The following is a 27,000-nucleotide window of genomic DNA, read 5'->3' as shown; positions in this document are numbered from 1 at the left end:
CTATTTTCTACGTCGTAATCTTGCAAAAATATTTCCATAACTTGTAGTGTTTTAAACATCATCAACATCTTATGACAAATAAAGATTTTAATTATCAAAAAGGATATACTTTCAGTAAACACATTCCGGAAGAGATATCGCATTTTGATTGGGTATTTGATGTTTTCAAAGATCTACTGACACACACTTCCGGTGATATTGAGGAAGCCTTTGAGTGGCTCGATATGCTTGATAAAGAATATGATATTTTTAGTGATGAATATTCTCTTGAGGATTTTGAAGAAGACCTAAGAAAACGAGGTTACATCAAAAAAGAAGATGATTCAGAAGATGGAAATTCAGGATCTGGAAAAGGCAAAAATATCTTAACTGCCAAACTTGAGGCTGCTTTACGTGAATATGCTTTAGATCAAATTTTTGGAAAACTCAAAAAAAGTGGTATAGGAAATCATCGCACGAACAAAACTGGAGTTGGCGATGAACGGGACGGTGAAAATCGCAATTTCCAATATGGAGATGATCTGTCCGCTGTGAATATGACCGAAAGCTTAAAAAATGCACAGATCAACAACGGGATTTCAGACTTACGCATGACAGAAGACGATCTGATCGTAGAGGAAACCAAACATAAGGCTCAAATGAGCACCGTGTTGATGATCGATATCAGTCACTCTATGATTTTATATGGTGAAGATCGAATTACGCCTGCCAAAAAAGTCGCCATGGCATTGGTGGAATTAATTAAAAGAAAATATCCCAAAGATTCCATCGATATTATTGTTTTTGGAAACGAAGCGTGGCCGATCAAGATCAAAGACCTTCCCTATTTACAGGTGGGACCTTATCACACCAATACCGTTGCCGGGTTGGAATTGGCAATGGATATTCTTCGCAGAAAAAGAAATACCAACAAGCAGATCTTTATGATCACAGACGGGAAACCAAGCTGCATAAAATTACCCAATGGAGAATATTATATGAACAGTGTAGGTTTGGACCAAACCATTGTGAATCAATGTCTCAACAAAGCTGCACAGGCAAGGAAATTAAAAATTCCGATTACAACATTTATGATTGCACAGGATCCTTATCTTCGTCAATTTGTCAATGCATTCACTGCGCAGAATAAAGGGAAAGCCTTTCTAACAGGTCTTTCAGGCTTGGGACAAATGATATTTGAAGATTACGAAAAAAACAGAATAAAAAGAATATAGATAAAAGCTGGAAGTTGGAAGTTTGAAGCTGGAGGTTAATAAAACGCGCAATGAACCACGAAGTGGTTCAACAATAATAGCCTCGGGTATAACCCGGAAGAAACCAAATTCTAAACATCAAATTTTAAACGTCAACATTAATTGTTAAAAATTAAACATTTCTCTATCAATTAGAAATAATAAAAATTTAAAATGAAAAACGATATTACATTCAAGGAATTAAAAAAATCAGGATACATAGATAAAACGATCAATGAAGAAATTCAGGCTAATTTAATTGCAAAAATTAAAGCTAAAGAACCTGTATTTGAAGGACTTTGGGGTTATGAAGATTCTGTGGTTCCACAATTGAAGAAAGCTATTTTAGCAGGGCATCATATTAATTTATTAGGTCTACGCGGACAGGCAAAAACCAGAATTGCAAGAAGCATGGTCAATCTTCTTGACGAATATATGCCGATCGTGAAAGGGTCTGAAATCAATGACAGTCCGTTCCACCCGATTTCAAAATATTCAAGAGATCTAATTGCAGAACTTGGTGATGAAACTCCAATTTCGTGGGTTCATCGTTCCAACCGTTTCTTTGAGAAACTGGCGACTCCGGATGTAAATGTTGCAGATTTAATTGGTGACATCGATCCCATAAAAGCAGCAACTTTAAAACTGCCTTATTCCGATGAGCGTGTTTTACATTACGGAATGATTCCGCGTGCCAACCGTTCGATATTTGTATTGAACGAATTACCCGATCTACAGGCAAGAATTCAGGTTTCTTTATTTAATATTCTGCAGGAAGGTGATATTCAAATCCGTGGATTTCAATTGAGAATGCCTCTTGATATTCAATTTGTGTTTACAGCAAATCCGGAAGATTATACCAATCGAGGAAGCATCGTTACTCCTCTGAAAGACAGAATTGGATCACAAATTTTTACCCATTATCCCAAAACAATTGCCCTTGCCCGACAAATTACCGAACAGGAAGCTGCCATTTCACCTGAAGATCAATCACAGATTTACATTCCAAATTTAGCAAAAGACCTTCTAGAACAAGTGGCTTTTGCAGCACGTGACAGCGAATATGTAGATGCCAAAAGTGGCGTCAGTGCAAGACTTACCATCAGTGCGATGGAAAATTTAGTTGCTGCAGCAAAATTAAGATTAATTGAATCCGGCGCTGAAAAGACGACGGTTCGTTTGCTTGATTTCATGTCAATTATTCCATCCATTACAGGAAAAATTGAGCTTGTTTATGAAGGTGAACAGGAAGGTGCAGATTATGTAGCGAAAATATTGATTGACCAAGCTGTTATGATACAGTTTGAAAATCTATTTCCACGTATTTCAAAACTTGAAAAAGAAGGTATTAAAACTCCGTACACTGACTTAATTAAATGGTTTAATAAAAATCACCTTGAACTTAATTACACTGATACAGACGAAGAATTCTACAGCAAACTCAACAGCATCACGCCTTTGGTAGAAGTTGTTGAAGAAAATACTACCGAATTAAGCGCTGAAGATCAAAACTTCTGTAAAGAATTAGTTTTATGGGCATTAACGATCAGTAAAAAATTAGATAAAGCTGAAAATCAAAATACTTTCACGTTTGATTCTACGGGCATTGGTCAGTTTTTAAGAAATTAAGATTAAAAATATATAACTTAAAAAGGTTGTTTCAAATATTTTGGAACAACCTTTTATTTTAATAATCTTAGGCAATATCAATCAATCTAAACCTAACGTTTTTTTATTACACCTTTTTTGATGTAATCATTAAAAAAGTAAAACCCCATCTTATAATAAAATGGAGTTTTACAAATGAAAAACAAGGTATCTTTATATCGCAGGTCCGGCTGCGTCTTTTATATCTTCTATTAATCTTTTTCGTTCTCTTAATCTTCTTCTTGCAATTACCGATTTTCCGCTCAACATTCTTACGAATCGAACATACGTAAATTGTTCTCTTCCAAAATGATGCGTTATAATGTAAGCCAACACTCCAAAACCAGCAAGAATAATATATCCGAATATCTTTTTATTAGCGGCAATTATCGCATTCAGCTGAATGGCTTTCATATTGGCGGCAACGTTTTGAGGCGTAATGGTCATTCCATCCATGTAAACTGCTAAGTCTCCAATGGCAACGACCTGAAACTGATATTGAAACCAAGAATACAAAGCCGAAAAGAGTCCTACTGCAAAAAATGTTCTCCATACCAATACCAATCCGATGGCGGCCATCATGTCGTCTAGCTCTAGTTTATCCAATGTATAAAACCAGACCGAGATGAACAATGAACCCATTCCATACCCTTTCAGGAACATTGGTAAATACCATCCGTCATAACTGAATTCTAAGACCATCGAAAAGTACATAATAATCACATAGCCCATCATCGCTGAAAAGCCAGAAAAGATGAACATTTTCAAGGGAATTTCCTTTTTAAACCAAAATATGGCTGTTACTCCTGATAAAATCAGTCCGGGAATCATTAATAAATTTAGTCTAGCATTCGTTAATTGATCATACCCCAACACTCCGACAGCAAATGTATTTTGAATAGACGTCGTTCCTAAAAACATACCCAGACACAACAACATAAATAAACCGTGTTGAACATTATTTTTTGAAAATATAATGAAAGATAAATAAGGTCTTTTTAACGTTAATTGTCTCAATACCAACGAAGCAAAACTTACAAAAGCACCTATGCTAGCATTAATAATATTTTTTGAATTCAACCAATCCTGCTGTTTTCCAAAAGAAAAAACGTATGCCGAGAACATGAATGTTGAAATGAAAAGTAAGATACTCAACCAGTCAATATAATGCAACGGAACTTTTAACGCAAAATATTTATCATGCATAAAAATCCAGTGTAAAAGAGCCAAAATAAAACAGAAAACCGAGATCAAAATATAGAATTGCTGCCAATTATATTGAATGGAAACTTCCACCGCATAATAGGCTACCACCTGATTCATCACTAAAACAAACGTATAAAATGCTCCGTAAAACATTCCTCTGTTACCGATCATCGCCATCAATGGTAAGAACAATTCTATGGTCACCATCATTTTTAGAAATCCGATAATTAAAGAGGTAAAAATAAAGATCATCGGATCAAAAGTAGTCGCATTCAGATAGCTTAACAAGCCTAAAAGAACCAACAAAACAATCATTTTATCACGAACTTTAAACCTCATTTTCATTCTCATCACAATAGGCATACACGCTCCCATTCCGATCGTTGTAGCATAATTTGCCCACATGAAATATTCGGTCATCGCACCGGTACCGCTCACTACATAACTGATATTCCCTGTGTAAACACCACCCAGCGGCATCACCACAGCAAGCAGCAATACAATCAGCAAAAGCTGTATGGGTTTGGGTACCCAATTGTGATATAGTCCTTTGTTATACATGTTAATAATTAATTATTTTGATTGTGAATTGTCAATAAATCAATTGTGAATTTTCCTATTCAAATTAACTTTTTCACCATTCACAATTGACTATTTATTAATACTGATATTCATATTCATCCCCGCACTCAGTTTAGCGATATCTTCTTTTTTATTAGCATTCGTAAACTCGATTCTTACAGGAATTCTTTGCTGAACTTTAATAAAGTTTCCGGTAGAATTATCCGTTGGTACACTTGAATATCTTGAACCTGTTGCTGCAGAAATTGCCGTTACAGTTCCTTCAAATTTTTGTCCGCCCAATGCATCTGCGGTCATCATCATTTTCTCTCCGATCTTGATGCTTGGCATTTGGCTTTCTAAGAAGTTAGCCGTTACCCATTTTTGACCGTTCAAAACGATCGTTGCAACTTGCTGACCCGGTTGAATCAACTGACCTTCCGAGATCGTTCTTCTTCCCATCACGCCATCATAAGGAGCCGTAATTACGGTATAAGACAAATTGATCTTTGCCATATCCAAAGCAGCCTTTGTTCTTTTGATTTCAGCATCATTGATCCCTAATTTGCTTTTAACTTCCGTAGTTGAAAGATTGGCAGATTGTTTTTGATTAACCAACGTTTCATACGCTGCTTTTTGAGCATCATATTCCGTTTTTATCTGATCGTACTGTTGTCTTGTTACCGCTTCTGCAGTTAAAAGATTTTTATATCTGTTTAAATTCTGTTCGGCATTCCAAAGTCTTGCTTTTGCTCCGGCAATATTAGATTCCATAACACTTACGTTATTGGAAACGGTATTGACTGAAGAAGAAGTCGCTGAACGTTGTGCCAAAGCATTTTGATACGCCGCTTCTGCCTGTCCTAATTGTGTGATAATCTCACGATCATCCAGAATAGCCAGCGTATCCCCTTTTTTTACGGGTTGATGTTCAATAAATTTAATTTCTTTGATATAAGCTGAAACTCTCGTATTGATTGGGTTGATAAATTCCTCTACCTGAGCCGACTCGGTATACGTTTTGTCTCCGATATGAAAATATTCCCGTACCAGCCAGAACAGTCCGAAACCGATCAGTAAAAAGACGATCGTATTTGAAATAATGGCTCTGATTTTATTCTTTTTATTTTCTTTCTTTTTTTGAGCTGCACTTGGTTTTTCAGGAGCCTGAACCGTTTGTGGCGCAATATTTTGAGTATTTTGTTCCTTGTTTTCCATTGTCTTGATTTTCAGTTTTAAAAAATTAAAGCGTTCCTGTAGATTTCAAAAGATTGTAATATTGATACAAAACGTTAATCTCTGCATTCGCAAAATCCAGTTCAGATTGTAGTTTTTGGTTTTGAGCATCGATCATTTCAGCCTGTACAGCCAACTGATTCAGATATTTAGCTTCTGTAATTTTGTAGTTTTCTTCAGCTAACAATTTAGCATCATTCAGAATTTCAGCCTGTTGAATTGATTCCTGATATTTAACATACGCAGCATTCACACCCATATCAATATTTTGCTGAACCAACGTCATGGCATCATTAGCCTGATTTTTCTGTAACTCTCCTAGCTTTACTCTTTCTTTCGTTTTATACAAATTATCAATATTATAACTCAAAGAAATACCAGTCTGCCAACCTCCGGAATACATATCCAAGACAGGATTTCTGGTAGTTATCGGTCTTTGTAAAGTATATCCTCCGAAACCTGCTATTGTAGGCATTTTATCGGTTTTAATAATCTCTATGTTTTTATCGGCAACATCAATATTGGTCTTTGCAGATCTCATTTGCGGATTACTGTTATGTGCTAAATCAAAATAATAATCCATCCCGATTCCAGATTCTTTGTTGGTTAAACTTTCGATCGGAATAATCTCAGTATCAGACGGTAAACCTAAAGCGATACTTAAATTATAATTAAGTATTTTTTTGTTGTTCGCTAATGTTAAAATTCCCTGATCCAAATTTTTGATCGCCAATTCTCCACGGATCACCTCGTTTCGGGTAACCATTCCTTGCTGATAGAATTTTTGAATGTTTTTCAGACGTTCCTGAGCCAGTTTTTTGTTGTTTTGAAAAACTGATTGCTGATTTAAAATTTTATAAACATCCAAATAATTAGAGATTACTAAAAATTTTACATCCTGTTTGTTTTTCTCTAAATCTAATTCTGATAATTGCTCACGAAGTCCGGCCAATTCAATAGACTTATTTACCAATCCACCTTTAAAGATCAGTTGAGTCGCCTGAACCGCATAAGAACTCCCATAATGAGGCATCGGAATATTTGTAGAATTTGAAAAATCTTTATCGATTGCTAAAACATTTCCCAAATAAAACTGACTTGTAGAAGCCGTAATTGTGGGCAACTTCTGCAACTTTGTAACATTCGTATTTTGCTTTGCAATGTCGATATTCTGCGCCGAAATTTTTAATTGCTGATGATTTTGTACCGCCAGTTCGGCAACTTCATTCGCTGTCAACTGTTTAATTTCTTGTGAAAAAAACAGCGCAGGAAATAATGCTATCACGAGTGATAGTGCTGTTTTTATATTCTTAACCATTTTACCTTGTTTTACGAGTACAAAGTTACGGTGGTTATAAAGTCAAACAAATGTTTGAGAATTGGAAAAAGATGTTCAAATGTAGGATTTTAACTTTCGAACTGATTTCTGTATTGGCTTGGACTTACCTCCAAATGTTTCTTAAAAAAGTGAGAAAATGAGTACTGATCACTAAATCCCAAAATTGATGAAATCTCTGAAACAGGCTTATTTGAAGAGTTTAAAAGAACCTTAGCTTCATTGATTACAATTAAAGCAACGATCTGGCTTGCCGACTTCCCCGTAATGGTCTTCACCACCGAAGAAAGATGTCTGGTTGTAATCGATTGACGTTCGGCATAAAACTCAACTGTTCGCTCCGTAAGATGGTATTCCGCAAGATCTGTAAGGAAGTTAAAAACGATTTCTTCCTGTCTAGACATCTGGCTCATAGAATTATTATCTTCTTTAGAAATAATACCGGCCATTTGATAGCAAAACACTGAAAATAAATGTTCTACAATTTCTTTTTTGTAGGTCATTTCAGTTGGAGAATCTAGAATATATTTCAGAAAGTTGACACTTTTCCAGACAACATCCATTTCATCCTGTTGAAAAGGAACACCAATATTCATCTGTTGTCTAAAATAACGATACGTAATTAATCTATTGAATTTCAATGACAAAGCAGAAATAAACTCTCTTTTATAAGAAACCATTCTCGACTGAAAATCATCGCTTACAGAAACCATTTCATAGATTGTTTGTGGATCCGTAACCATGAACATATTCTCGGAAAGCTCAAGATCGCTGAAATGCTGACGAAGTTTTATAGTCCCAGTTTTAATGAAAATAAAAGCAGGATTATCGGGTCGGAAAGGCTTATCGACAGATATTCTTTCGAAGATATTATGTTGTGTAAAAATCTCTACTCCAAATTTTTCTAAGGCAGACATAGCACAAATGTAAGCAATCTGCTTTGCGATTACAAAATTTTATTAATTTAGGAGTTTACAAATTCCTATTATGAGAAAGATTGATTTACTTCTTGCTGAATATGGCGAAAGCCACAGAAATTCGACCAATAAACTGATTCACTGGATTTGTGTTCCTTTGATTTTTTGGACGATTTTAGGCTTTATCTCATATATTCCAACTCCGAATATCTATTTAAAATACTTTGGTTTTCTAAGTGTTGCAAGTTTCATTGCATTAATTTTGGTTACTGTTTTTTATTTCCGATTATCCTGGAGAATTGCATTGATAATGGTTTTCATTATGCTTTTAATGGAACATTTTGTATCATTAACCAATGTTACTTTTGGAAAAAAATCATGGATGTTTTTTCTTGCAGTCTTTGTCATTACATGGATTTTACAGTTCGTAGGGCATAAAATTGAAGGAAAGAAACCATCTTTCTTAAAAGACTTACAATTTCTTTTAATCGGACCTATCTGGCTTTTAAGTTTTGTACTTAAAAAACTGGGAATCAAGTACTAAAAATCTTTATTCTTAGGTTGGAAGCTGGATGCAGGAAGAGAGAAGTTTATGCAGTGTGAAAAACTTCTATCTTCCATATTTAAGGCTTAATCTTCCAAAGCATATACTGCAAAACTCGCCAACCAATGATCTCCTCCATAATTCCCTTGGAAAAGAAGCGGAAGACCATTATTTAAAAATATAGTTGCAGTTTTTTGGAATTCCTTTTTTAATGGATGATTGTCGGGAAGAGATTTTGCAATTCCCTTCATACACCAAGCTTTAGTGAAAGAAAGTCCAACCAAATGAACCGTTTGATAATCAGACAAATCACTTACCACAGGAATTTTTTCAATATTCTCTACACTTCGTTTTTCGTAGAAATTATTTAACCATTTTACAAATTCTTTTTGAGGAAGAACTCTTCTCATCAAATCCGCTATTTCTAAACTTGGCGAAAAGAAATCGGAACCGTCTGGCTCTAAATAAGCAGGTGTTCTGGTATTATTTAAGTAGAAATATTTTGCTTTTTCTACTAATTGAGCTTCAAAAGCTTTATCACCTGTCGCTCTTGCCCAATCGAGTGCAAAAACCATTGCAAAAGCTGTATTTGGGTGAACTCCGGTTCTATTTGGGTACGTTTGTTTAGGCAAATAAGCCTTCCAGGAATTTAAAATTTTATCCGTTAAAGGTTTCAAATTCTGATGCCATATTTTTGCTTTTGGATTGTCCCAAGTCATTAATTCCTCATCAAGCTTTAACACCCAAGCCCATCCGTAAGTTCTTTCAAATGTAGCTGTTAACTCAAATTTTGTAAAATAATCTGCTTCTGTCTGAAGCTTTTCTTTTTGAAATGACTGATCAAGAATCTTTTCAATCTCTTTTGCATTGGGTAGGTTTGGTTTTGTTTTTAGTAATCTGGTCAGCATCCAATGAGCATGAACAGAACTATGCCAGTCGAAGCAGCCATAAAAACTGGGATGCAGATCTTTTGGAGTTAAAGGAACTTCTTTTTCATTGTTAATGATATGTGCTGTCTTATTCGGATATTCCTGATTAATGCAATGAAGGGGTTTGTCCGCTAATTTCATCGCCATTTCGTCAGTCAATTTCGGAACTTCCTGTGCGCATATTAAAAATGGAAAAAATACAATTGCTAAAAGATTCTTTTTCATTCAATAAAAATATAAAATAATTTGATTTTTTAATGACTGAAACAAATAAAAACCTTCAAAACCAAAATATTTTCACAAATTCATATCAATTATTGAAAATATCACATCAATTTATATTTTTAAGCATAGTTTTTGATAGGATTCATCAAAACTTATTCATGAGAAAATTACTGATTCCTTTATTTTGTTTTATACTTATTCATTGTAAAAAAAACGAAACACAATCTTTAAACGCTAGCTCAATAGATTTTATAGAAGAAGACAAATCATCAGTCTATCAAGTTGCACCTCCAAAATCTATTTCTGAAAAACTACTACCTGAAAAATCAGATTTTTCAAGAAAAGCTGACACAATTTCAAAGAAAATTATTAAAAGTGGTGAGATGAGAATTCAGGTTGGAGATATTAAAAAAGCTCAGAATCAGACTTCAGAAATTTTAAATAAAAACCAAGCATATGTTCAAAAAGAAGAATTTCGAAACACTGATACTGATGAAAATTTAAGCCTAACAATTCGTGTCCCACACAAGAATTTTGATGCATTAATTAATTCATTTTCAGATGAAATGGGTTCTGTTTTGTCTAAAAACATTTCATCCGATGATGTCACTGAAGAATATACAGACGTTTCTATAAAATTAGCAAATAAGAAAATCTATCTTGAAAAGTATAGAGATATGCTTAAAAGCGCAGCCACGACAAAGGATATTCTTGAAATTCAGGAAAACATCCGTGACCTGGAAGATGAAATTGATGTTTCGGAAGGCAGACTTCGTTTCATCGATGACCGAGTGAATTACAGCACTTTAAATTTAAACTTGTATAAAGAAAAAGTAAGAAGTTCTGCTACTTCGAAAATAGGTTTTGGAAGCCGTTTTGGAGATTCAATTACCGAAGGTTGGAATAGTTTTGTAAGCTTCGTGCTCGGAATCATTTCTTTCTGGCCTTTCTTTTTATTAATTCCACTACTTATTTTCCTTTGGAGAAAATGGAAAGCAAGAAGAAAAAAATAAACAAAAAACCGAATATTGATTAATATTCGGTTTTTATATTTTTAATTTAAAACTTAAGCATTAAAATGGTTTTTCACCGTTTCTAAAACCTGTTCATCAGACATCTGCTGCGCAGTATCCAAAGTAATATCCAGATTTTTGAATTGAGCTGTATCATGAAGATAGTGCTTTAACTCTTCCTGAATTTTTCCGGGACCTGTAATATAAACCTCCTGAGAATTGGTAAGCAAGTGTTCTACTTCTTTAAAGAATTTTACTTTATTCGTTCTCTCAGCGTTGTTTCCCGCATTCTCGCTTGAATTCCCATGTTGGATTTCAGCTTTTACAGGGTTGCAAAGGAAAAACTTAAATGCATTTTGAGCATCATGATTTTTTACTACCACAGCTTTCTCACTGTCGATCCAAAGTCCTGCTAATTTTTTTTCAGACATAATTTAATTTTTTGATGTTATGCTGTTTAATACACAAGAATGATGCTAAGCTTACGTTAACGCATGTTAAAGTTATTTACCTAAAACAAAAACAGCCGGAATTTTATGCAGTTCGGGTTTTTGTTTCTGCCATTCTTTAATGGTTTTAGTTTTGATAAATTCATGTTCAGTATCGTTGATATTCGCTGCGATGCAAAGCTTAGTATTGGGAGAAAGAAACTTAGTCAGATCCTCAAAAAGGGCATTATTTCGGTAAGGAGTTTCCATAAAGATTTGTGAATATCCTGTTCTCTGAACTAAGCCTTCCAACTGTAAAATCTGCTTTTTCTTTTCGCCCTTTTCAATCGGTAAATATCCATTAAAACTAAATTCCTGCCCATTAAAACCACTTGAAATTAAAGCCAAAATAATCGATGAAGGCCCTGAAATTGGGATAACACGAATGTTTTTTTCGTGACACCATTTCACAATCAGGTTGCCGGGATCGGCAATACATGGAAGTCCGGCTTCAGAAAGTAATCCAAAATCCTGACCTTTCAGCATCAATTCCTGAGCTTCTTTGATGTCTTTACTTTCTGTATATTTATCTAATAAAAATAGTTTCAGATCAGCCTGTTTTTTCTCAGGAGCAAAGAATTTGACAACTTTTCTTGCAGTCTTCTCGTTCTCAACGAAGAAATAGTCCGTCTGCATGATGTAATCCTTCAAGACTGGCGAAAAGTGATTAATTGAAGTATTTTCAGATAAATAAGCCGGTAGTAAAAAAAGCATTTTTATTAGAATTATGAGTTATTAATTATAAGTTTGTTGCTAATTGTTTGTTTTTAGTTGATTGAGAATTGCATCGCAACCTTTATCAATCAATTGAAAAACATGTTCAAAATCATTCATACCGCCCCAATACGGATCGGGAACTTCAGAATTCTTAAGATTATTTTCTGTACTGTCTAAAAATAATGAAATTTTCTGACGCTGTTCTTCATTTTTTGATTTTGAAACCACATCTTCATATACCCGAGTATCCATACAATAGATCTTATCAAAAGTTTCAAAATCTGAATTTGCAATGGGTCTTGATCTTTGCTTTGAAATATCAACACCGTGATTGGCCGCAGTTTCTATAGCTCTTTTATCAGGATGTTCCCCTTCGTGCATTGAAATTGTCCCTACAGAATCTACAAAGAAATTTTCAGGAAGTTTAGATTTCATAATTCCCTCTGCTAAAGGACTTCTGCAAATATTCCCCAAGCAGACCATCAGTATTTTCATGCTATTGAATTTAAAGATTGAAAAATTTAATGCGTACACTATTTTCTTCTGACAAAACTAAATAAAAAATGAAGAATAATTTTTATTCTTCATTTTCTTTATTTTAATTAAAAATATTAATGTTTGATTCTTTCCGCAAGATCCTTAACGTACTTTTTAACTTCCTTGTCGATCTTAGAAACATCCTTGATCGTGTCGCAGGCATACATTACGGTAGAGTGATCTTTTCCGCCCATTTCTTCACCAATTTTAGTGAATGTAGCGTTGGTCAATTCTTTAGCAAAATACATCGCCAATTGTCTTGGAAGTGCAATCTCTCTTTTTCTTGTCTTAGATAAAAGCTGCTCTCTTTTAATTCCAAAATAATCACATACAACATCCTGAATATAAGGAATATTGATGATTTTTTTCTGGTTTGCAGCGATCTTATTGATTGTATCTTTTAATAATTCAAGACTTAACTCAGATTTGTAAATCGTTGAATAAGCAATTACAGAATTGATAACTCCAATAAGCTCTCTTACGTTGGTTTTAGCTTCAGCAGCAAGGAAATCCAACATATCTTCTGTAAGAACAATCCCGTCTCTGCTCAATTTATCAACTATAATTTTCTTACGCGTCTGTAAATCCGGAGATTTGATTTCTGCAGAAAGTCCCCATTTGAAACGGGAAACAATTCTGTCCTGAATATCCATAATATCAACAGGAGCCTTATCAGAAGTAAGGATAATCTGTTTTCCATTTTGATGCAAATAGTCGAAAATATGGAAGAAACTGTCCTGTGTAGCAGATTTTCCGGAAAGGAACTGAATATCATCAATAATCAGAACATCCACCATTTGATAGAAGTTTGCAAATTCCGTCTGTTTGTGCGCTTTTGCCGCTGAAATAAACTGTTGGATGAATTTTTCAGAAGATAAATAAAGAACTACTTTATCAGGAAACTGGCTTTTAACTTCCAATCCAACTGCCTGTCCCAAGTGAGTCTTCCCCACTCCATAACCTCCGTATAAAAACAAAGGGTTGAAAGCTGTTGCACCAGGTCTTTTTGCGATAGATCTTGCTACTGTTGCAGCAAATTTGTTGCTTTCTCCTTCAACATAATTATCGAAAGAAAAATCAGATTTTAAGTTAGAATCAATGTTTATTTTCTTGATTCCAGGAACCACGAAAGGGTTTACAATATTCGAAGAAAAACCCTGAGGCATTGTTTCCTGCATTTTCGGAGTAGGAACGCTTTTCCCTTTCATGTTCATTGTAACGGGCTTTTCTAAACCATTTGGCTTATTTTCCATTACAGAATACCATAATTTTACTCCTTTACCTATATTTTTTTTCAGGGCAGCAGAAAGTAAGGATAGGTAATTATCCTCAATATATTCCTTGTAAAAATCACTCGGAACCATCAATGTAAGATTGTTATCAACCAACGAAATTGGCTGTACCTTATCAAATAATAAGTCGAAAGATTTCTCAAGTTTTTTTAGGTCAGAACTATCTTCAGCTGCGTTAAGATTGTCACGCATAAACTGAAGGCACCTCTGCCATATCATCATTAAATTGTCATCCATTTTTATGCCCCGATTAATTCTTGGTTAGTACTTTTTTTAGAAGGAAGACAAAGGTCGAATTTTTTATCTGATAAAAAAATTTTGGAGGTATTGATTATTTAAAAATATATTTGTATGTATAATTAAGCATTAAAAATGATACACACAACACACACAATACGAGTACGTTACGGAGAAACAGATCCTATGAAATACGTCTATTACGGCAACTATGCAGAATACTTTGAAATTGGCAGAGTTGAACTTTTTCGAAGCATAGGAATGTCATATGATGAGATTGAAAACCAGGGAATTTGGCTCCCCGTTTCGGAGTATAAAATTAAGTATTTGAAGCCTGCTTTGTATGACCAGGAATTAGAAATTCATACGTTCATAAAAAAAATTCCCGGGGTGAAAATTGAATTTTTTTACGAAATTTACAATGCAGAGCATATTAAAATCACCGAGGCATCTACCACTTTATTCTTTTTAGATGCAAAAATGAATAAAATTATAAAGTGTCCGGATGCTCTTATGAAACTTATTGAAGAAAACTGGAAGCCTTAAAGTTTAGGGTTTAGTTAAATAACCAGAGTTCAAATTTTTATTGCCATATTTGAACTTTGATTCAAAAAAAATATAGAATTTAATATAAAAAATATGATGAAGATTGCATTTTTGGGTCCTCATGCAAGTTTCACACAGCTTGCCACTGCTCAATTATTTCCAAATGAAGAACTTTTGCCACAGGCTAACATTTTAGACTGTTTTAATGCTGTTGAGAGAGGGGAAGTAGACAAAGCAGTTGTTCCGTTAGAAAATTCAATTGAGGGTACAGTTTCTATGACGCTGGATTATTTATATAAAACTTCTTCGATAAAAATTGAAGCAGAGGCAGTGATGCCCATTGCCCACCACCTGATGATTCACCCGGACAATAACGCTAATGATATTGAGAAAATTTATTCTCATCCTCAAGCCTTGGCTCAGAGTTTTCATTTTTTGGATACGAATTATAAAGAGGTGCAAAGACAGGATTTTTCTTCCACTGCTGCAGCTGCAAAATATATTTCTGAGCATCCTGAACTTAAAAGAGCAGCAGTTGCCAATCAATTTGCAGCCAATTTGTATGGTTTGAAAATTATTAATCGGAATATTCAGGATTTTGAACAAAACCATACCCGATTTATTATTATATCAAAAGAACAGAATATTTACAATAATGATCAACTTGAGGTTATTGGTGAAAAATCTGGGTTACTGATTACACTACCGGAAGATCATGCGGGAGGGCTGCATCAGGTATTATCTGTTTTTGCATGGAGAAAAATGAATTTAAGCAAAATAGAATCGAGAACATTAAAAACAGGTCTTGGAAATTATTTTTTCTTCATTAATGTTGCAGGACAGTGGAATGCCATATTACATGAAAATGCTTTGGAAGAATTAATATCAATTAACGCCAATGTAGATTTTCTGGGAAGCTATAAAGAGTTTCTTCTGGAAAGCTAAAGTCACAAATTTTCTTATTTATAAGTAATACTGTCACATTTTATGACAGTATTATTTTTTTAAATTAAAATAATTAACTACTTAGTGATTTATTAATTGAATTTTTTCAACCTAAAAAGCATATTCCATTTTCCACATCCACATTTATAAGCAAAATACATGTAATTTTTAAACAAATATTAAACATATGATTAAAAATATTTTATTAATTATCAATTAATATTGAAAAATACCTAATTAAGAGGGCATGATTTTTGCTATAAAAAAAGTTGAAAACTAACTGATTTGACCATAACTAATTAAATTTTTTAACATGAAAACTAAAATTTGTAGTGCAATTTTATCCCTAATTGCTATTAATGCTTTTTCACAAGTCGGAATAGGAACTCCAACTCCTTTAGCAATGCTAGACGTCAACGGAACAATGAAAATCAGGTCAACACCTGCTGCTCCGGCACTCCCAGGATATCAGATCTTGGCAGTAAACCAAAATATTGGCGGTGACTTTCAGGTTGCCCAAGTGAATCCTCAGATGATTATTGATGCCGCTGTTAATACTATTAATGTCAATAGTTCTAACACTAGTGTTTATGCTGCTAAGAAAACATCAGGTATTACTTTGTTAAGTCTAGGGCTTTTCCCAACGGGATTTAGAGTCGTAGATTTTTTACAGACTGAAAGAACTTTAGGAACCGCAGCGTTATTTAACGATACAGATCATACTTATACCGTTCCTACAAATGGAGTGTATGCAATTGGGTTTACTTTCCGATACGGAACAGGACTTCAAGCTGCCGTTTTAACAAACACTCCGGGGATAGGAATTTTAAGAACACGTGCCGGCGTTGCAACTATTATTGACAGCAGAGCCTTCAGTGGGGCGAATCTTATTGTATTAAGCTTAACGATCTCGGAAACAAGTCTAAACTCTCTTTATACGCTACAATCTGGGGATAAGATTTCCTTCGGACTTACAGGATCTTCATTGCTTAATGCCGGATTAATAGACACTAGCGTAGGCTCATTCTTTATTTATAAAGTATCGAACTAAAATTTCACTTATACTTTCACTCTATAAAATTAATCCATTATACGTTTTGTGTGATGGATTAATTCTTTGTAACCTCTCCGAATTTTCTATATTTGATAAATAAAACACCAAATGGAAAACTCTTCCCTGATCATCATATTAATTATTGCCTTAATTTTCGCATATTATACGCTGAATAAAAAGATCAGTCATCTTGAGGATGAAATTTCTGAGTTAAGAAAAAACACAACTAAAAGTGAGAAATCAATTGAATCTAAGGAAGAAAAAACATCTTCTGAAGTAAAATTTACTCTAAATGAAAATATTCAGGAAGCTAAACCGGTGCAAGAAACCCCTTACATTCCTGAAGAAATTCCTCCGCAAAAAGATTGGTTAGCCCCAATTTTTGATTTTTTGAAGCAGAACGTTCTGACGATCATTGGAATTTTTACTCTGGTTTTGGGTATCGGGTATTTTGTAAAATATGCAATTGATAAAAACTGGATTGGAGAAACTTCAAGAGCCGGAATTGGTTTTATAATCGGAGGTGGAATTATGCTGACTGCCCATTTTTTAAGAAAAAATTACGCAGTATTTTCATCAATTATCACAGGTGGCGGAATTGCAATTTTATATTTCACAACAACCATTGCTTTTAGGGAATATCATTTATTTACACAAAATCTTGCTTTTATCATTACCTGCTTTATCACATTGATTTCCATACTTCTATCCTATTATTATAAGAGTGAAACATTAATTATCTTCTCTTTATTTGGTGGGTTTTTAGCGCCGTTAATGATCAGTACCGGACAAAGCAATTACCCTTTTCTTTTCACTTATATCATGGTTTTAAACATTGGAATGCTCATCATTGCATATCTCAAACAATGGAAAAGTGTAGGTTGGATCGCCTTTATTTTTACCAATATTTACCTTTTTTACTGGACTGTTGAGAAACCTGAAATTCTAAGCATCTATTTTTATATTATCGCTTACATAATTTTCTACGCATTTGCCCTGCAGAGTTATATCAAGAAGAATTTACTTTCTACTTATGATATTTTAATGCTAGTGTTGATCAATTTCTCAAGTATTCTTGGTATCGTGTATATTTTTAATGAATTAGAATATGAGCCGGTTATTATATTTCCTATTATATTTGCTTTAGTTAACAGCTTATTATTATTTAAAGAATACAATAAAAAGGTCTTCGGAATTAGTTATTCTGTTTTTACAGGAATTACGGTAAGCCTTGTTACCATTGCATTTGCGTTACAATTTAAGACCCATTTGATCACAACAGTTTGGGCCATTGAAGCAACGTTGCTTCTGTTTATCTGGAAGAAAACTAATCTTAATATTTTCAAACTTTGTTTTTATGTTTTGTTTCCTCTCGTAATCATCACTCAAATGGTGACTTGGGCAGAATATTACACGGCAAAAAACCTCAATATTGTCTTTAATCCTGTATTTTTAACAAGTTCTGTTACCGTAATTACCACTCTTGCAAACTTGATTTTACTGAAAAAACTCCCGGAAACTCAAAAACTAGACAACCGTTTTTTCGAATATACCTTTAAAATTTTAAGTTTTGGGGTGATTTATGTTGCCTTACTATTGGAAATCATTTATCATATTTCAGAAAAACCCTGGTCGTTTATTTTCAGTATAAGCCTGTTATTCAGTATATATTATCTATTCCTTATTTTATTATTCCGTAGAAAATTAGACATCAATAAACATCTTGAAAACGGATTAATCTATATCTTTTTGTTTTTATTAATGTTGAATGTTTCATTTTCGGCATCAGGAATTGTGACTTCTATTTTGGTAAAGAAAATGGACATTAATTTTTATGCAATACACCTACTCTACTGGATTCCATTCATTTATACACTTTGGAAAATATTACCCAAGTCGGATTTCTTCAAAAGAGAAATTGCATACTGGTTTGCTTCCATCACACTAGTTACAGTGATCAGCTGTGAATTGTATCATTTATATATTTTGGCCAATACAACTGACATATTGACAGTCTGGAAATTTGAAAAACATTTCAGCATTTTATATTTACCCATCATTTGGGCTGTTCTTGCTAGCATTTTTATTTATATGGGTTTAAAGAAAAATATTTCAGAACTCAATAAGGTTGGTTTTGCACTTCTTGGATTAATGATCTTAAAATTATATGCTTATGACGTATGGCAAATGGATAATATTTCAAGAATCGTTGCATTTATTATTTTGGGTATCATTTTATTATTGAGTTCTTTTATGTTTCAGCGATTAAAAAATATCATTAAAAATCTTGTTGATAAAAAAGATGAAACGATTGAAAATGACAATCCGGAATTGCAATAAAAGGCCTTATTGATGGTTAATTTTTAATTTAAACTAAAAATTCATTCACATTTTATAAAAAATACTTATATTTATCAAGTTTTTAACAGTTACTTATTCCATAGACTATGAAAAAATTACTCTACTCTTTATTATTATTTGCTTCAGCAAGTTTATTTGCTCAGAAAAATACATCTACAAAATTTGCCATTGCGAATGACGTTGTAGGATCTGTAGAAATGTTCGCAACTAAAGGCAACATGCTTCAAGGCAAAGGTATTCCCAGAACAAAGGCTGCATTACCTCAAAACCTAAAAAAATATGCTGATCTTGCAGATAACGGGCTTGTAGAATATAAGTTTATCAAAGGTTACGAAGGTTTAGACCAACTTACCGTTGCTCAAATCAATGAAATGGACAGTCTTCCAAAAGACACACCGGTTTTCATCGATGGTTATGAGTTCAAAAATCCTGAAACTAAGGTTTACGCAGAAATCCTTAACAACAAACAGATCAAAGAAGAGAACGGTAAAAAATTCTTAACTTTTACAACTAAAGTGAAATAATTTTATTATTCAAAATATAAAAGGATACTCAGTGAGTATCCTTTTTTTAGTATTTATCATTCCATTTTTTCTTGAGCTCATCATAGATCTTCTTTTCGGTCGCATTATTTCCGGGCTCATACAGTTTTAAACTTCTGATTTCCTGTGGCAGAAAATCCTGATCCACAAAATTTCCTTCATAAGAATGGGCATATTTATATTCTTTGCCATAATCCATGTCTTTCATCAGCTTTGTCGGTGCATTTCTGAGATGTAATGGTACTGGCAGATTTCCAGTTTGCTTCACCAATGCCAAAGCATCATTAATAGCCATGTATGCAGAATTACTTTTCGGGGAAACTGCCAGATAAATTGCTGTTTCACTCAAAATAATCCTTGCTTCCGGATTTCCAATGACATTTATTGCTTGAAAACAATTATTAGCGATCATCAAAGCGGTTGGGTTGGCTAAACCAATATCTTCTGCAGCCAAAATCAACATTCTTCTGGCAATAAATTTAATATCCTCACCTCCCGAAATCATTCTCGCAAGCCAATAGACAGCACCATTCGGGTCACTTCCACGTATCGATTTTATGAAAGCTGAGATAATATCATAATGCTGCTCACCATTTTTATCATAGAGCGCCATCGTTTCCTGCAGAACTTCAAGCACATCTGAGTTGATAATTTCTTTGGTATCAGTATTTTTATATTGATTTAATACGAGTTCCACAGAATTAATCAGTTTTCTGGCATCACCACCTGAATATTGGATCAAAGCTTCTTTTTCTAAAATCTTAAAATCAGTATTTTCATCTTGATTAAATTTTTCTGAAGAAATATCAACAAGTTCTTCCAGCTTTTCATAGCTCAACGCCTTCAAAACATAAACCTGACTTCTCGAAAGCAAAGCGGAAACCACTTCAAAACTCGGATTTTCGGTAGTTGCCCCAATTAAAACGATCCAGCCTTTTTCAACCGCATGAAGAAGAGAATCCTGCTGAGATTTATTAAAACGGTGAATTTCATCAATAAACAAGATCGGTGACTTTCCGGAAAACAAATTCTGATTTTTTGCTTCATCAATAATATCCCGAACATCTTTTACTCCTGAAGAAACTGCGGAAAGTTTATAAAATGTTCTTCCTGATTTTTCAGAAATAATTTCAGCCAAAGTCGTCTTTCCGGTTCCGGGAGGTCCCCAGAAAATAAGAGAATTCAAAGCATTATTCTCTATCATTTTTCTTATCGTTCCTTTTTCTCCCGTAAGATGTTCCTGCCCGAGAACTTCATCTAAAGTTTTAGGTCTTAATTTTTCAGCTAATGGAATATTTTGATTCAAGATTTTTGATTTGATTTAAAGTGAAAATTTTTAATATAAAGATGACAAAGCGTCTACAAATATTTCAATTTTGAATGTGTAAATATACAAAATCGACAAACGCCGGAATTTATCCGATGAAACAACTATTTACGCCCCGAAACTTATAACAAATTTAAACTAATTTTAATTTTTTTACCCTATTTTTGCATTGCTTTGAAACTTACATTCAATAAAATCATCACATTTCCTTTGGTAGTTTTAATAAAATTTTACCAATGGTTTATCTCGCCTTTACTTCCAAAAAACTGTCGTTACGAGCCTACATGTTCACATTACATGGTGAAATCGTTGCAGGTTCACGGTATTTTTAAAGGCTTTTGGTTGGGTTTGAAAAGAATTTCAAAATGTCATCCCTGGGGAGGAAGCGGATATGATCCCGTTCCACCTAAAAAATAAAATCAACGAACAAACTATTAAAAAAATAGAAATGAGTAATATTTTTTTCAGAATTTACCTTGTATTATTTGCCTTTATTACGCAGTGCTTTTTTGCACAGGATAATCAGCGCAGTTTATCAGACGGAACTTTAAAAGTAAATTCAACTGAAATACCTGTAAAAATTTATGCAACTACAGAAGCCGGAGATCTAAGCGGATTTTCCGACCAAAAAATAAACAACAATGTTTTGGTAATTTTGAATGAATCAAATTTTGAACCTTCATATTACAACTTTAGTGCACAAACTTTAGCAAGATTTAAAGATAATCAATATCAGTTTTTTGACAAGCATTTTAAATTAATTGAAACCGGAGTTACACAGGACAATATCACAACATTTAAATATGCTGTAAAAGCTAACAAGCCAATTACAGCTTCCGATAAGGTAGAATTGGAAACACCATTTAAAATTTGGGATCCTTCCAAAGGAATTCAATTAGGACCAATTACGCTACATTTTTATAGCTTAATGTTTATTCTCGCTTTTGGATTAGGCTATGTTTTAATGGCTAAAATTTTCAAGATCGATAATGTAAACATAAAATATCTGGAACCACTTTTCACCTGGACGTTGATCGGAACTATTTTAGGAGCAAGGTTGGGACACGTTATTTTTTATCAGCCGGAATTATTCAAAGAAGATTTCTGGAGTGTATTTTTACCAATCAGTACTAAAAACGGATTAAAATTCACGGGATTTTCAGGATTGGCAAGCCACGGAGCGACCATCGCTTTGATCTTTACAACCCTTTACTATTCTTTCAAAATCATCAAGAAAAATCCGTTCTGGGTATATGACAGAATAGGAATTGTAGTTGCTTTAGGAGGTGCTTTTGTAAGAATGGGTAACTTTTTCAATTCTGAAATTATAGGAAAACCTGTTGATCCCAGTTCACCATTCGCTATATTTTTCCCTCAGCAAAGCAGTGAGTACGGCGTAACAATTCCACGTTATCCTACACAATTGTTTGAAGCGATCGGCTATGTTTGTTTATTCGTTTTATTATGGATCTTATATAGAAGAACTAATAAAAAATATCAACAAGGATGGTTATTCGGACTGTTTTTCATCATTCTTTGGGCCATCAGATTCTTTGTAGAATTCTTAAAAGAGCCTCAAGGAGAAGAATTCATTCAATTTGGAGGATTAAATACAGGACAAATCCTTTCAATTCCATTTATGGTCGCAGGATTTGTGATTATGATCTATTCTAAGAAATTCAAAATCACTGAAGCAGAAAACGGGAAACCGGAATAAGCTTAGTTATCATATTTAAAAAGGCAAATTTGCATCACGCGAATTTGCCTTTTTAATTTTGTTATAATTTTATGGCAACATTATTATTGAGTTCTTCAAAAACATTTCCGAATTCATTAATAATATCCGTTGGAAGCATCGACTCTTTAGAATATTTTTCGGCAGCAAATTCAGCAGCTTTTCCATGAAACCATACACCGAAAATAGCAGCGTTTGCTTCAGAATATCCTTGAGCAAGAAATGAAGTTATGATCCCCGTAAGAATATCTCCACTCCCTCCTTTTGCCAAACCTGAATTGCCTGTGATATTATAAAAAACATTTCCTTCCGGAGTAATGATCTGTGTGTGATGATCTTTTAAAACAATATAAATCTGAAGCTCACTAGATTTTTTACGAGCCAATTCTAATCTTTCGAAAGAATTTTTTGTTGCTCCGAATAACCTTTCAAACTCTTTTGGATGTGGAGTTATGATTGATTTTTTTGGAATTAATTGTAAGTTTTTTTGATCTTTAGAGATAATATTTAAAGCATCAGCATCTAATAATAGAGGTTTTGAATATTGTTTTAAAAACTTTAATAAAGATTTTTCTGTCTCTGAATCTGTTCCCAAACCGGGACCAATTCCACAGGTTGAAGTTTCATCAACATCAAATTGATCAATATAATTGTCGCCGCCTTCTATAAACATGGCTTCCGGACAAGATGTCTGGAGAACCTCATATCCGCATTTCGGAGCCAACGTAAAAGTTAAACCTGTGCCTGTTTTCAAAGCCGATTTTGTAGCCAAAACGGCGGCACCGACTTTACCATAACTTCCAGCAACGATCGTCACTTTTCCATAAGTTCCTTTATGAGAAAACTCATTTCTGGGTTTGAAGATACTTTCTACAATTTTATCATCAATAACAAAATCCGGTGTCGTTGTATTTGAAATATATTCTTCACTTAAATTTATATCTAAAATAACTACTTTTCCTGTATATTTTCCCGTTTCAGGATGCAGAAAGCTTTTCTTCCAAAACTGAAAGCTTAAGGTATAATCTGCTTTAAAAATGGTAGAATTTTCATCAGAAATAACGTCTGAAAATAATCCTGAAGGAATATCAATTGAAATTCGGACATTATTTTTAGAGTTCAGATTATTGACAAGTTGTTTATAATCTCCCTCCAATTCCTTTGATAATCCTGTCCCGAAAAAAGCATCAATGATTACCGTTCTACTATCAAAACGATATTGCTCGGCATCTTTAAAACTTTTAATAAGTATTCCTGAAACTTCTTTTAATTCTTTAAAATTTACATTAGCATCACTTGAATATTTCGCCTTGGGATCAACAAAAACATCAACATCAAAACCTTTTAAATAAAGCATTTTAGCGATAGCAAAACCATCACCTCCATTATTTCCACTGCCACAAAATATGGTGAAATTTCTATGGTTTTTACAGTTTTCATAGATCCAGTCGACACAGCTTTGTGCAGCTCTTTCCATTAATTGAATTGACGAAACAGGTTCATCAGAGATTGTAAATTCATCGCATGCACGTATCTGCTCTGCTGTAAAAATTTTCATAATTGCTATAGTTTTTATTATACAAATTACTGTTAACAGCAATTTACAAAGAATTTCAGAGTATTTTTTAAAATTAAACAACAAATAAATTCAATATGAAATTAAACCGCATAAAAAATTAATTCACTTGTATTTTTGAATAAAAAACTATAAATCATAAAAATTTTTATAACATAAATTCCTATTTTTGTTTATAATAATACTTAAAAATATAAATTATGGGATTTATTAAAGAATTTAAATCATTTGCTTTTAAAGGAAATGTACTCGATCTGGCTGTCGGTGTTATCATTGGTGGGGCATTTGGGAAAATAGTTTCATCTTTAGTGGAAGATGTTATTACTCCTTTATTATTAAATCCTGCTCTTAAAGCTGCAGGTGCAGAAAACATTTCAAAACTTTCCTGGAACGGGGTTACTTATGGTAATTTCCTTTCTGCTGTAATTAGTTTTTTATGTATTGCAATGGTTCTTTTCTGGATCATTAAAGGTGCCAATAGGATTATTAAAAAAGACGAAGTGGCTCCTGCCGGACCTACGGCAGACCAAAAATTATTAATGGAAATCCGAGATTTGCTTAAAAGTAAAAACAACATATAAAAGACAGACCACTTCAGAATTGAAGTGGTTTTTGTTTATCTAAAAAAATGAATCCCTACCAAAACAAATTTTCATTATATTTGCCCGTAACACAATGTAAAAAGATTATGGGATTTTTAAAAGAATTTAAAGAATTTGCCTTTAAGGGTAATGTTATTGATCTGGCAGTCGGGGTAATAATTGGTGGTGCCTTTGGGAAGATTATTTCGTCATTAGTTGCAGATGTCATTACGCCTCTATTATTAACTCCTGCTCTTAAAGCGGCGGGTGCCGATGATATTACAAAATTATCATGGAATGGGGTTACGTACGGGAACTTCTTATCATCAGTTATCAGCTTTTTATGTATTGCAATGGTACTTTTCTGGATCATTAAAGGTGCCAATAAAATAACTAAAAAACAAGAACCTGCTCCTGCGGGACCAACTGACGACCAAAAATTATTAACGGAAATCAGAGATCTGCTTAAAAGTAAAAACAGTATATAAAACAAAAACACCTCAATTGGAGGTGTTTTTATTATTCTTTATAATATTCAGATTACTGAATCTGTAAAATACTTGAAATTTGTTCTGCCAAAGAAAGACCAATTCTGTCCTGAGCTTCTAAAGTAGATGCACCTGTATGAGGCGTCAAAGAAATTTTAGAATGATTTAGAATCTCTTTAGAAGGTGTTGGCTCGTTGATGAAAACATCAAGACCAGCAAACCTTACTTTTCCTGAATCCAAAGCTTCGATTAAAGCAGACTCGTCGATCACACCACCTCTTGAGCAGTTTACAATAGCAACTCCGTCCTTCATGATTTCAAATTCATTTTTACCGATCATATAACCGTCTTTCTGAGCCGGAACGTGAAGCGTGATGAAGTCTGAATGCTTTAAAACTTCCTGCAAAGGTTCTGTTTCAATATCTACATTAATAAACTGATTGTTGTAGAATTTCACTTTGATGCTTGCTTTTCCAACATTGTTGTCGGCAGCAACCACTCTCATTCCAAGACCTAGAGCGATCCTTGCAACCTCTTGTCCAATTCTTCCCATCCCAACAATTCCGATAGTTTTTCCTCTTAATTCGATACCTGCAGCGTAAGCTTTCTTAAGACCTGCAAATTCTGTATCACCTACTAAAGGCATTTTTCTGTTAGAATCCTGCAAAAATCTTGATCCTGAAAATAAGTGAGCAAAAACCAATTCAGCAACCGATTCTGAAGAAGCAGAAGGTGTATTGATCACGTGAATTCCTTTTTCTCTTGCATAATCTACATCAATATTATCCATTCCTACTCCACCTCTACCGATGATTCCAAGCGACGGACAATTATCAATAATATCTTTTCTTACCTGTGTTGCACTACGCACCAATAAAGTACGAATTTTGTGCTCGTTGATATAATCTACCAAAACCTCCTGAGGAACTTTTGCCGTGATTACTTCAAAACCTTTCTCAGTCAATGCATCAATCCCAGATTGATCCAACCCATCGTTTGCTAAAACTTTCATAAATATTCTTTATCTATTTAAAAACTAAAAGATTTAAAAATTAAAAGATCATGCAGTCTCACCCACTTTAATCGTTTAATCTTTAAATCCTCTAATTATAATTTTAATCTTTAAAAACTTCAATTGTAACTTGTTTTTCTACAAGATCGGTGAATTTTCCTTTATATCTTGTTGCTCTTACCAAATGGTTATCTATCCAGTGATAGTTTCCACCTCTTGGTTTTCCGCATAAAACACTGTGATATTTAAATCCATGCTTATCCAACCAATCAATAGTAATTTGCTTTAAATTTTCTGTTCTTGAAGTGAAAAAACAGATCTGGTGACCTTCATCATACCATTTATTAACTGTTTCTAAAGCGTCAGGATAAGGCTCACAAGTAACCATTCTCTCCGGCTCTTCATTTGGTACATCGTCCGTAATCGTCCCGTCGATGTCTATTAAATAGTTCTTTACCCCGTCCTTTAGAATTGGACTTAAATGCTCTTTGTATTCTAATTCCATCGTGAAAATTTGAGTTGCAAAGTTACGATTTTTACATCTAACAGAGTTACTAAACTTAGTTTAAATTAAAATTACACTATTTAAATTATTATTTCCCGAATAAAATAAACATTTACCCTATCGTTTTTACAATTGTGATTAAAAATATTCCGTCTTACAATATATTAAGTTTTAAAATTGACTGAATATTATTTATAAGCTTTTCCCATCA

General features: G+C 33.6%; 26 protein-coding genes. 13 read left to right on the top strand and 13 right to left on the bottom strand.

The genetic code is table 11. From position 1 onward, the window contains the following. The first annotated feature begins 71 nt into the window (after nucleotides 1-71). Both EG348_RS15535 and EG348_RS15530 read left to right on the top strand, forming a co-directional pair. Nucleotides 72-1,214 (top strand): vWA domain-containing protein, encoded by a 1,143-nt coding sequence (locus EG348_RS15535; RefSeq protein WP_123983900.1) that lies wholly within the window; start codon nucleotides 72-74, stop codon nucleotides 1,212-1,214. Between the two features lie 192 nt (nucleotides 1,215-1,406). Further along, the gene (locus EG348_RS15530) at nucleotides 1,407-2,861 is read left to right on the top strand and encodes a sigma 54-interacting transcriptional regulator (protein WP_123983899.1); all 1,455 of its coding nucleotides are present in this window, start codon (nucleotides 1,407-1,409) and stop codon (nucleotides 2,859-2,861) included. A gap of 192 nt (nucleotides 2,862-3,053) precedes the next feature. On the opposite strand, the gene EG348_RS15525 is transcribed toward EG348_RS15530, so the two are convergent. The 4 genes from EG348_RS15525 to EG348_RS15510 all read right to left on the bottom strand — a co-directional run bounded on the left by EG348_RS15525 (nucleotide 3,054) and on the right by EG348_RS15510 (nucleotide 8,135). Next, nucleotides 3,054-4,646 (bottom strand): MFS transporter, encoded by a 1,593-nt coding sequence (locus tag EG348_RS15525; protein ID WP_123983898.1) that lies wholly within the window; start codon nucleotides 4,644-4,646, stop codon nucleotides 3,054-3,056. Between the two features lie 90 nt (nucleotides 4,647-4,736). Beyond that, nucleotides 4,737-5,864, bottom strand: coding sequence for an HlyD family secretion protein (locus EG348_RS15520; protein WP_123983897.1), 1,128 nt, complete (start codon nucleotides 5,862-5,864; stop codon nucleotides 4,737-4,739). 25 nt (nucleotides 5,865-5,889) lie between these two features. Further along, nucleotides 5,890-7,200 (bottom strand): TolC family protein, encoded by a 1,311-nt coding sequence (locus EG348_RS15515; protein ID WP_123983896.1) that lies wholly within the window; start codon nucleotides 7,198-7,200, stop codon nucleotides 5,890-5,892. Nucleotides 7,201-7,289: 89 nt separating this feature from the next. Next, nucleotides 7,290-8,135: a helix-turn-helix domain-containing protein gene (locus EG348_RS15510; RefSeq protein ID WP_123983895.1), complete on the bottom strand. Its 846-nt coding sequence runs from the start codon at nucleotides 8,133-8,135 to the stop codon at nucleotides 7,290-7,292. Between the two features lie 70 nt (nucleotides 8,136-8,205). On the opposite strand from EG348_RS15510, the gene EG348_RS15505 reads away from it, so the two are divergent. Then, entirely contained in the window at nucleotides 8,206-8,679 is a 474-nt protein-coding gene (locus tag EG348_RS15505) for a DUF962 domain-containing protein (RefSeq protein ID WP_123983894.1), read from the top strand. Nucleotides 8,680-8,765: 86 nt separating this feature from the next. Here the strand turns inward: EG348_RS15505 and EG348_RS15500 are convergent, their stop codons facing one another. Further along, on the bottom strand, nucleotides 8,766-9,833 hold the full coding sequence (locus tag EG348_RS15500) for a DUF2891 domain-containing protein (protein WP_123983893.1): 1,068 nt from the start codon (nucleotides 9,831-9,833) through the stop codon (nucleotides 8,766-8,768). Between the two features lie 158 nt (nucleotides 9,834-9,991). Between EG348_RS15500 and EG348_RS15495 the strand changes: the two genes are divergently transcribed. Next, nucleotides 9,992-10,846 carry a DUF4349 domain-containing protein gene (locus EG348_RS15495; RefSeq protein WP_123983892.1) on the top strand — a complete coding sequence of 285 codons (855 nt, stop codon included), beginning with the start codon at nucleotides 9,992-9,994 and terminating at the stop codon, nucleotides 10,844-10,846. Nucleotides 10,847-10,899: 53 nt separating this feature from the next. On the opposite strand, the gene EG348_RS15490 is transcribed toward EG348_RS15495, so the two are convergent. From EG348_RS15490 to dnaA, 4 genes are all read right to left on the bottom strand, one after another. Beyond that, a complete protein-coding gene (locus tag EG348_RS15490; protein ID WP_123983891.1) occupies nucleotides 10,900-11,277 on the bottom strand; it encodes a hypothetical protein in 378 nt (125 codons plus the stop codon). 72 nt (nucleotides 11,278-11,349) lie between these two features. Continuing rightward, nucleotides 11,350-12,048 (bottom strand): SAM-dependent methyltransferase, encoded by a 699-nt coding sequence (locus EG348_RS15485; protein ID WP_123983890.1) that lies wholly within the window; start codon nucleotides 12,046-12,048, stop codon nucleotides 11,350-11,352. 39 nt (nucleotides 12,049-12,087) lie between these two features. Continuing rightward, on the bottom strand, nucleotides 12,088-12,546 hold the full coding sequence (locus tag EG348_RS15480) for a low molecular weight protein-tyrosine-phosphatase (RefSeq protein WP_123983889.1): 459 nt from the start codon (nucleotides 12,544-12,546) through the stop codon (nucleotides 12,088-12,090). Nucleotides 12,547-12,662: 116 nt separating this feature from the next. Beyond that, nucleotides 12,663-14,117: a chromosomal replication initiator protein DnaA gene (gene dnaA / locus EG348_RS15475; protein ID WP_072411595.1), complete on the bottom strand. Its 1,455-nt coding sequence runs from the start codon at nucleotides 14,115-14,117 to the stop codon at nucleotides 12,663-12,665. Between the two features lie 135 nt (nucleotides 14,118-14,252). Here dnaA and EG348_RS15470 point away from each other — a divergent pair, with 135 nt between their 5' ends. The 5 genes from EG348_RS15470 (at nucleotide 14,253) to EG348_RS15450 (ending at nucleotide 19,547) form a co-directional block, all read left to right on the top strand. Continuing rightward, complete coding sequence (locus EG348_RS15470) at nucleotides 14,253-14,663, top strand: acyl-CoA thioesterase (protein ID WP_066750433.1); 411 nt, start codon at nucleotides 14,253-14,255, stop codon at nucleotides 14,661-14,663. Between the two features lie 96 nt (nucleotides 14,664-14,759). Then, nucleotides 14,760-15,608, top strand: coding sequence for a prephenate dehydratase (gene pheA, locus EG348_RS15465; protein ID WP_123985095.1), 849 nt, complete (start codon nucleotides 14,760-14,762; stop codon nucleotides 15,606-15,608). A gap of 313 nt (nucleotides 15,609-15,921) precedes the next feature. Beyond that, complete coding sequence (locus EG348_RS15460) at nucleotides 15,922-16,659, top strand: hypothetical protein (RefSeq protein WP_123983888.1); 738 nt, start codon at nucleotides 15,922-15,924, stop codon at nucleotides 16,657-16,659. Between the two features lie 111 nt (nucleotides 16,660-16,770). Continuing rightward, complete coding sequence (locus EG348_RS15455) at nucleotides 16,771-19,002, top strand: DUF2339 domain-containing protein (protein ID WP_123983887.1); 2,232 nt, start codon at nucleotides 16,771-16,773, stop codon at nucleotides 19,000-19,002. Between the two features lie 107 nt (nucleotides 19,003-19,109). Continuing rightward, nucleotides 19,110-19,547: a hypothetical protein gene (locus EG348_RS15450; RefSeq protein WP_123983886.1), complete on the top strand. Its 438-nt coding sequence runs from the start codon at nucleotides 19,110-19,112 to the stop codon at nucleotides 19,545-19,547. 46 nt (nucleotides 19,548-19,593) lie between these two features. Here the strand turns inward: EG348_RS15450 and EG348_RS15445 are convergent, their stop codons facing one another. Then, on the bottom strand, nucleotides 19,594-20,871 hold the full coding sequence (locus EG348_RS15445) for a replication-associated recombination protein A (RefSeq protein ID WP_123983885.1): 1,278 nt from the start codon (nucleotides 20,869-20,871) through the stop codon (nucleotides 19,594-19,596). 195 nt (nucleotides 20,872-21,066) lie between these two features. Here EG348_RS15445 and yidD point away from each other — a divergent pair, with 195 nt between their 5' ends. Continuing rightward, nucleotides 21,067-21,309 (top strand): membrane protein insertion efficiency factor YidD, encoded by a 243-nt coding sequence (yidD, locus tag EG348_RS15440; RefSeq protein WP_066750451.1) that lies wholly within the window; start codon nucleotides 21,067-21,069, stop codon nucleotides 21,307-21,309. Between the two features lie 511 nt (nucleotides 21,310-21,820). Further along, a complete protein-coding gene (lgt, locus tag EG348_RS15435) occupies nucleotides 21,821-22,609 on the top strand; it encodes a prolipoprotein diacylglyceryl transferase (protein WP_262696722.1) in 789 nt (262 codons plus the stop codon). Between the two features lie 61 nt (nucleotides 22,610-22,670). Here the strand turns inward: lgt and EG348_RS15430 are convergent, their stop codons facing one another. Beyond that, entirely contained in the window at nucleotides 22,671-24,185 is a 1,515-nt protein-coding gene (locus tag EG348_RS15430) for an NAD(P)H-hydrate dehydratase (protein WP_123983884.1), read from the bottom strand. 218 nt (nucleotides 24,186-24,403) lie between these two features. Here EG348_RS15430 and mscL (EG348_RS15425) point away from each other — a divergent pair, with 218 nt between their 5' ends. Continuing rightward, on the top strand, nucleotides 24,404-24,784 hold the full coding sequence (gene mscL, locus EG348_RS15425) for a large conductance mechanosensitive channel protein MscL (protein WP_123983883.1): 381 nt from the start codon (nucleotides 24,404-24,406) through the stop codon (nucleotides 24,782-24,784). A gap of 107 nt (nucleotides 24,785-24,891) precedes the next feature. Beyond that, nucleotides 24,892-25,272 (top strand): large conductance mechanosensitive channel protein MscL, encoded by a 381-nt coding sequence (mscL, locus tag EG348_RS15420; RefSeq protein WP_123983882.1) that lies wholly within the window; start codon nucleotides 24,892-24,894, stop codon nucleotides 25,270-25,272. 52 nt (nucleotides 25,273-25,324) lie between these two features. On the opposite strand, the gene EG348_RS15415 is transcribed toward mscL (EG348_RS15420), so the two are convergent. Together EG348_RS15415 and EG348_RS15410 are read right to left on the bottom strand one after the other, a co-directional pair. Further along, a complete protein-coding gene (locus EG348_RS15415; RefSeq protein ID WP_123983881.1) occupies nucleotides 25,325-26,284 on the bottom strand; it encodes a D-2-hydroxyacid dehydrogenase in 960 nt (319 codons plus the stop codon). A 103-nt stretch (nucleotides 26,285-26,387) separates the two neighbouring features. Next, on the bottom strand, nucleotides 26,388-26,789 hold the full coding sequence (locus EG348_RS15410; RefSeq protein ID WP_066750468.1) for a phosphoheptose isomerase: 402 nt from the start codon (nucleotides 26,787-26,789) through the stop codon (nucleotides 26,388-26,390). Between the last annotated feature and the right edge of the window lie 211 nt (nucleotides 26,790-27,000).

This window comes from Chryseobacterium sp. G0201, from assembly GCF_003815655.1.
In the GTDB taxonomy this organism is placed as follows: domain Bacteria; phylum Bacteroidota; class Bacteroidia; order Flavobacteriales; family Weeksellaceae; genus Chryseobacterium.
This window is presented reverse-complemented; position numbering and strand designations above follow the sequence as displayed.

Bases quoted from the DNA above. Each gene is read 5' to 3' on its own strand.
- EG348_RS15410 (WP_066750468.1), bottom strand. From the start codon at position 26,789: ATGGAATTAGAATACAAAGAGCATTTAAGTCCAATTCTAAAGGACGGG.
- mscL (WP_123983883.1), top strand. From the start codon at position 24,404: ATGGGATTTATTAAAGAATTTAAATCATTTGCTTTTAAAGGAAATGTA.
- lgt (WP_262696722.1), top strand. From the start codon at position 21,821: ATGTTTATTCTCGCTTTTGGATTAGGCTATGTTTTAATGGCTAAAATT.
- EG348_RS15480 (WP_123983889.1), bottom strand. From the start codon at position 12,546: ATGAAAATACTGATGGTCTGCTTGGGGAATATTTGCAGAAGTCCTTTA.
- EG348_RS15490 (WP_123983891.1), bottom strand. From the start codon at position 11,277: ATGTCTGAAAAAAAATTAGCAGGACTTTGGATCGACAGTGAGAAAGCT.
- EG348_RS15455 (WP_123983887.1), top strand. From the start codon at position 16,771: ATGGAAAACTCTTCCCTGATCATCATATTAATTATTGCCTTAATTTTC.
- EG348_RS15460 (WP_123983888.1), top strand. From the start codon at position 15,922: ATGAAAACTAAAATTTGTAGTGCAATTTTATCCCTAATTGCTATTAAT.
- EG348_RS15430 (WP_123983884.1), bottom strand. From the start codon at position 24,185: ATGAAAATTTTTACAGCAGAGCAGATACGTGCATGCGATGAATTTACA.
- EG348_RS15520 (WP_123983897.1), bottom strand. From the start codon at position 5,864: ATGGAAAACAAGGAACAAAATACTCAAAATATTGCGCCACAAACGGTT.
- EG348_RS15535 (WP_123983900.1), top strand. From the start codon at position 72: ATGACAAATAAAGATTTTAATTATCAAAAAGGATATACTTTCAGTAAA.
- EG348_RS15450 (WP_123983886.1), top strand. From the start codon at position 19,110: ATGAAAAAATTACTCTACTCTTTATTATTATTTGCTTCAGCAAGTTTA.
- EG348_RS15515 (WP_123983896.1), bottom strand. From the start codon at position 7,200: ATGGTTAAGAATATAAAAACAGCACTATCACTCGTGATAGCATTATTT.
- EG348_RS15485 (WP_123983890.1), bottom strand. From the start codon at position 12,048: ATGCTTTTTTTACTACCGGCTTATTTATCTGAAAATACTTCAATTAAT.
- EG348_RS15525 (WP_123983898.1), bottom strand. From the start codon at position 4,646: ATGTATAACAAAGGACTATATCACAATTGGGTACCCAAACCCATACAG.
- EG348_RS15470 (WP_066750433.1), top strand. From the start codon at position 14,253: ATGATACACACAACACACACAATACGAGTACGTTACGGAGAAACAGAT.
- EG348_RS15530 (WP_123983899.1), top strand. From the start codon at position 1,407: ATGAAAAACGATATTACATTCAAGGAATTAAAAAAATCAGGATACATA.
- EG348_RS15505 (WP_123983894.1), top strand. From the start codon at position 8,206: ATGAGAAAGATTGATTTACTTCTTGCTGAATATGGCGAAAGCCACAGA.
- EG348_RS15495 (WP_123983892.1), top strand. From the start codon at position 9,992: ATGAGAAAATTACTGATTCCTTTATTTTGTTTTATACTTATTCATTGT.
- mscL (WP_123983882.1), top strand. From the start codon at position 24,892: ATGGGATTTTTAAAAGAATTTAAAGAATTTGCCTTTAAGGGTAATGTT.
- EG348_RS15415 (WP_123983881.1), bottom strand. From the start codon at position 26,284: ATGAAAGTTTTAGCAAACGATGGGTTGGATCAATCTGGGATTGATGCA.
- dnaA (WP_072411595.1), bottom strand. From the start codon at position 14,117: ATGGATGACAATTTAATGATGATATGGCAGAGGTGCCTTCAGTTTATG.
- EG348_RS15510 (WP_123983895.1), bottom strand. From the start codon at position 8,135: ATGTCTGCCTTAGAAAAATTTGGAGTAGAGATTTTTACACAACATAAT.
- EG348_RS15500 (WP_123983893.1), bottom strand. From the start codon at position 9,833: ATGAAAAAGAATCTTTTAGCAATTGTATTTTTTCCATTTTTAATATGC.
- pheA (WP_123985095.1), top strand. From the start codon at position 14,760: ATGAAGATTGCATTTTTGGGTCCTCATGCAAGTTTCACACAGCTTGCC.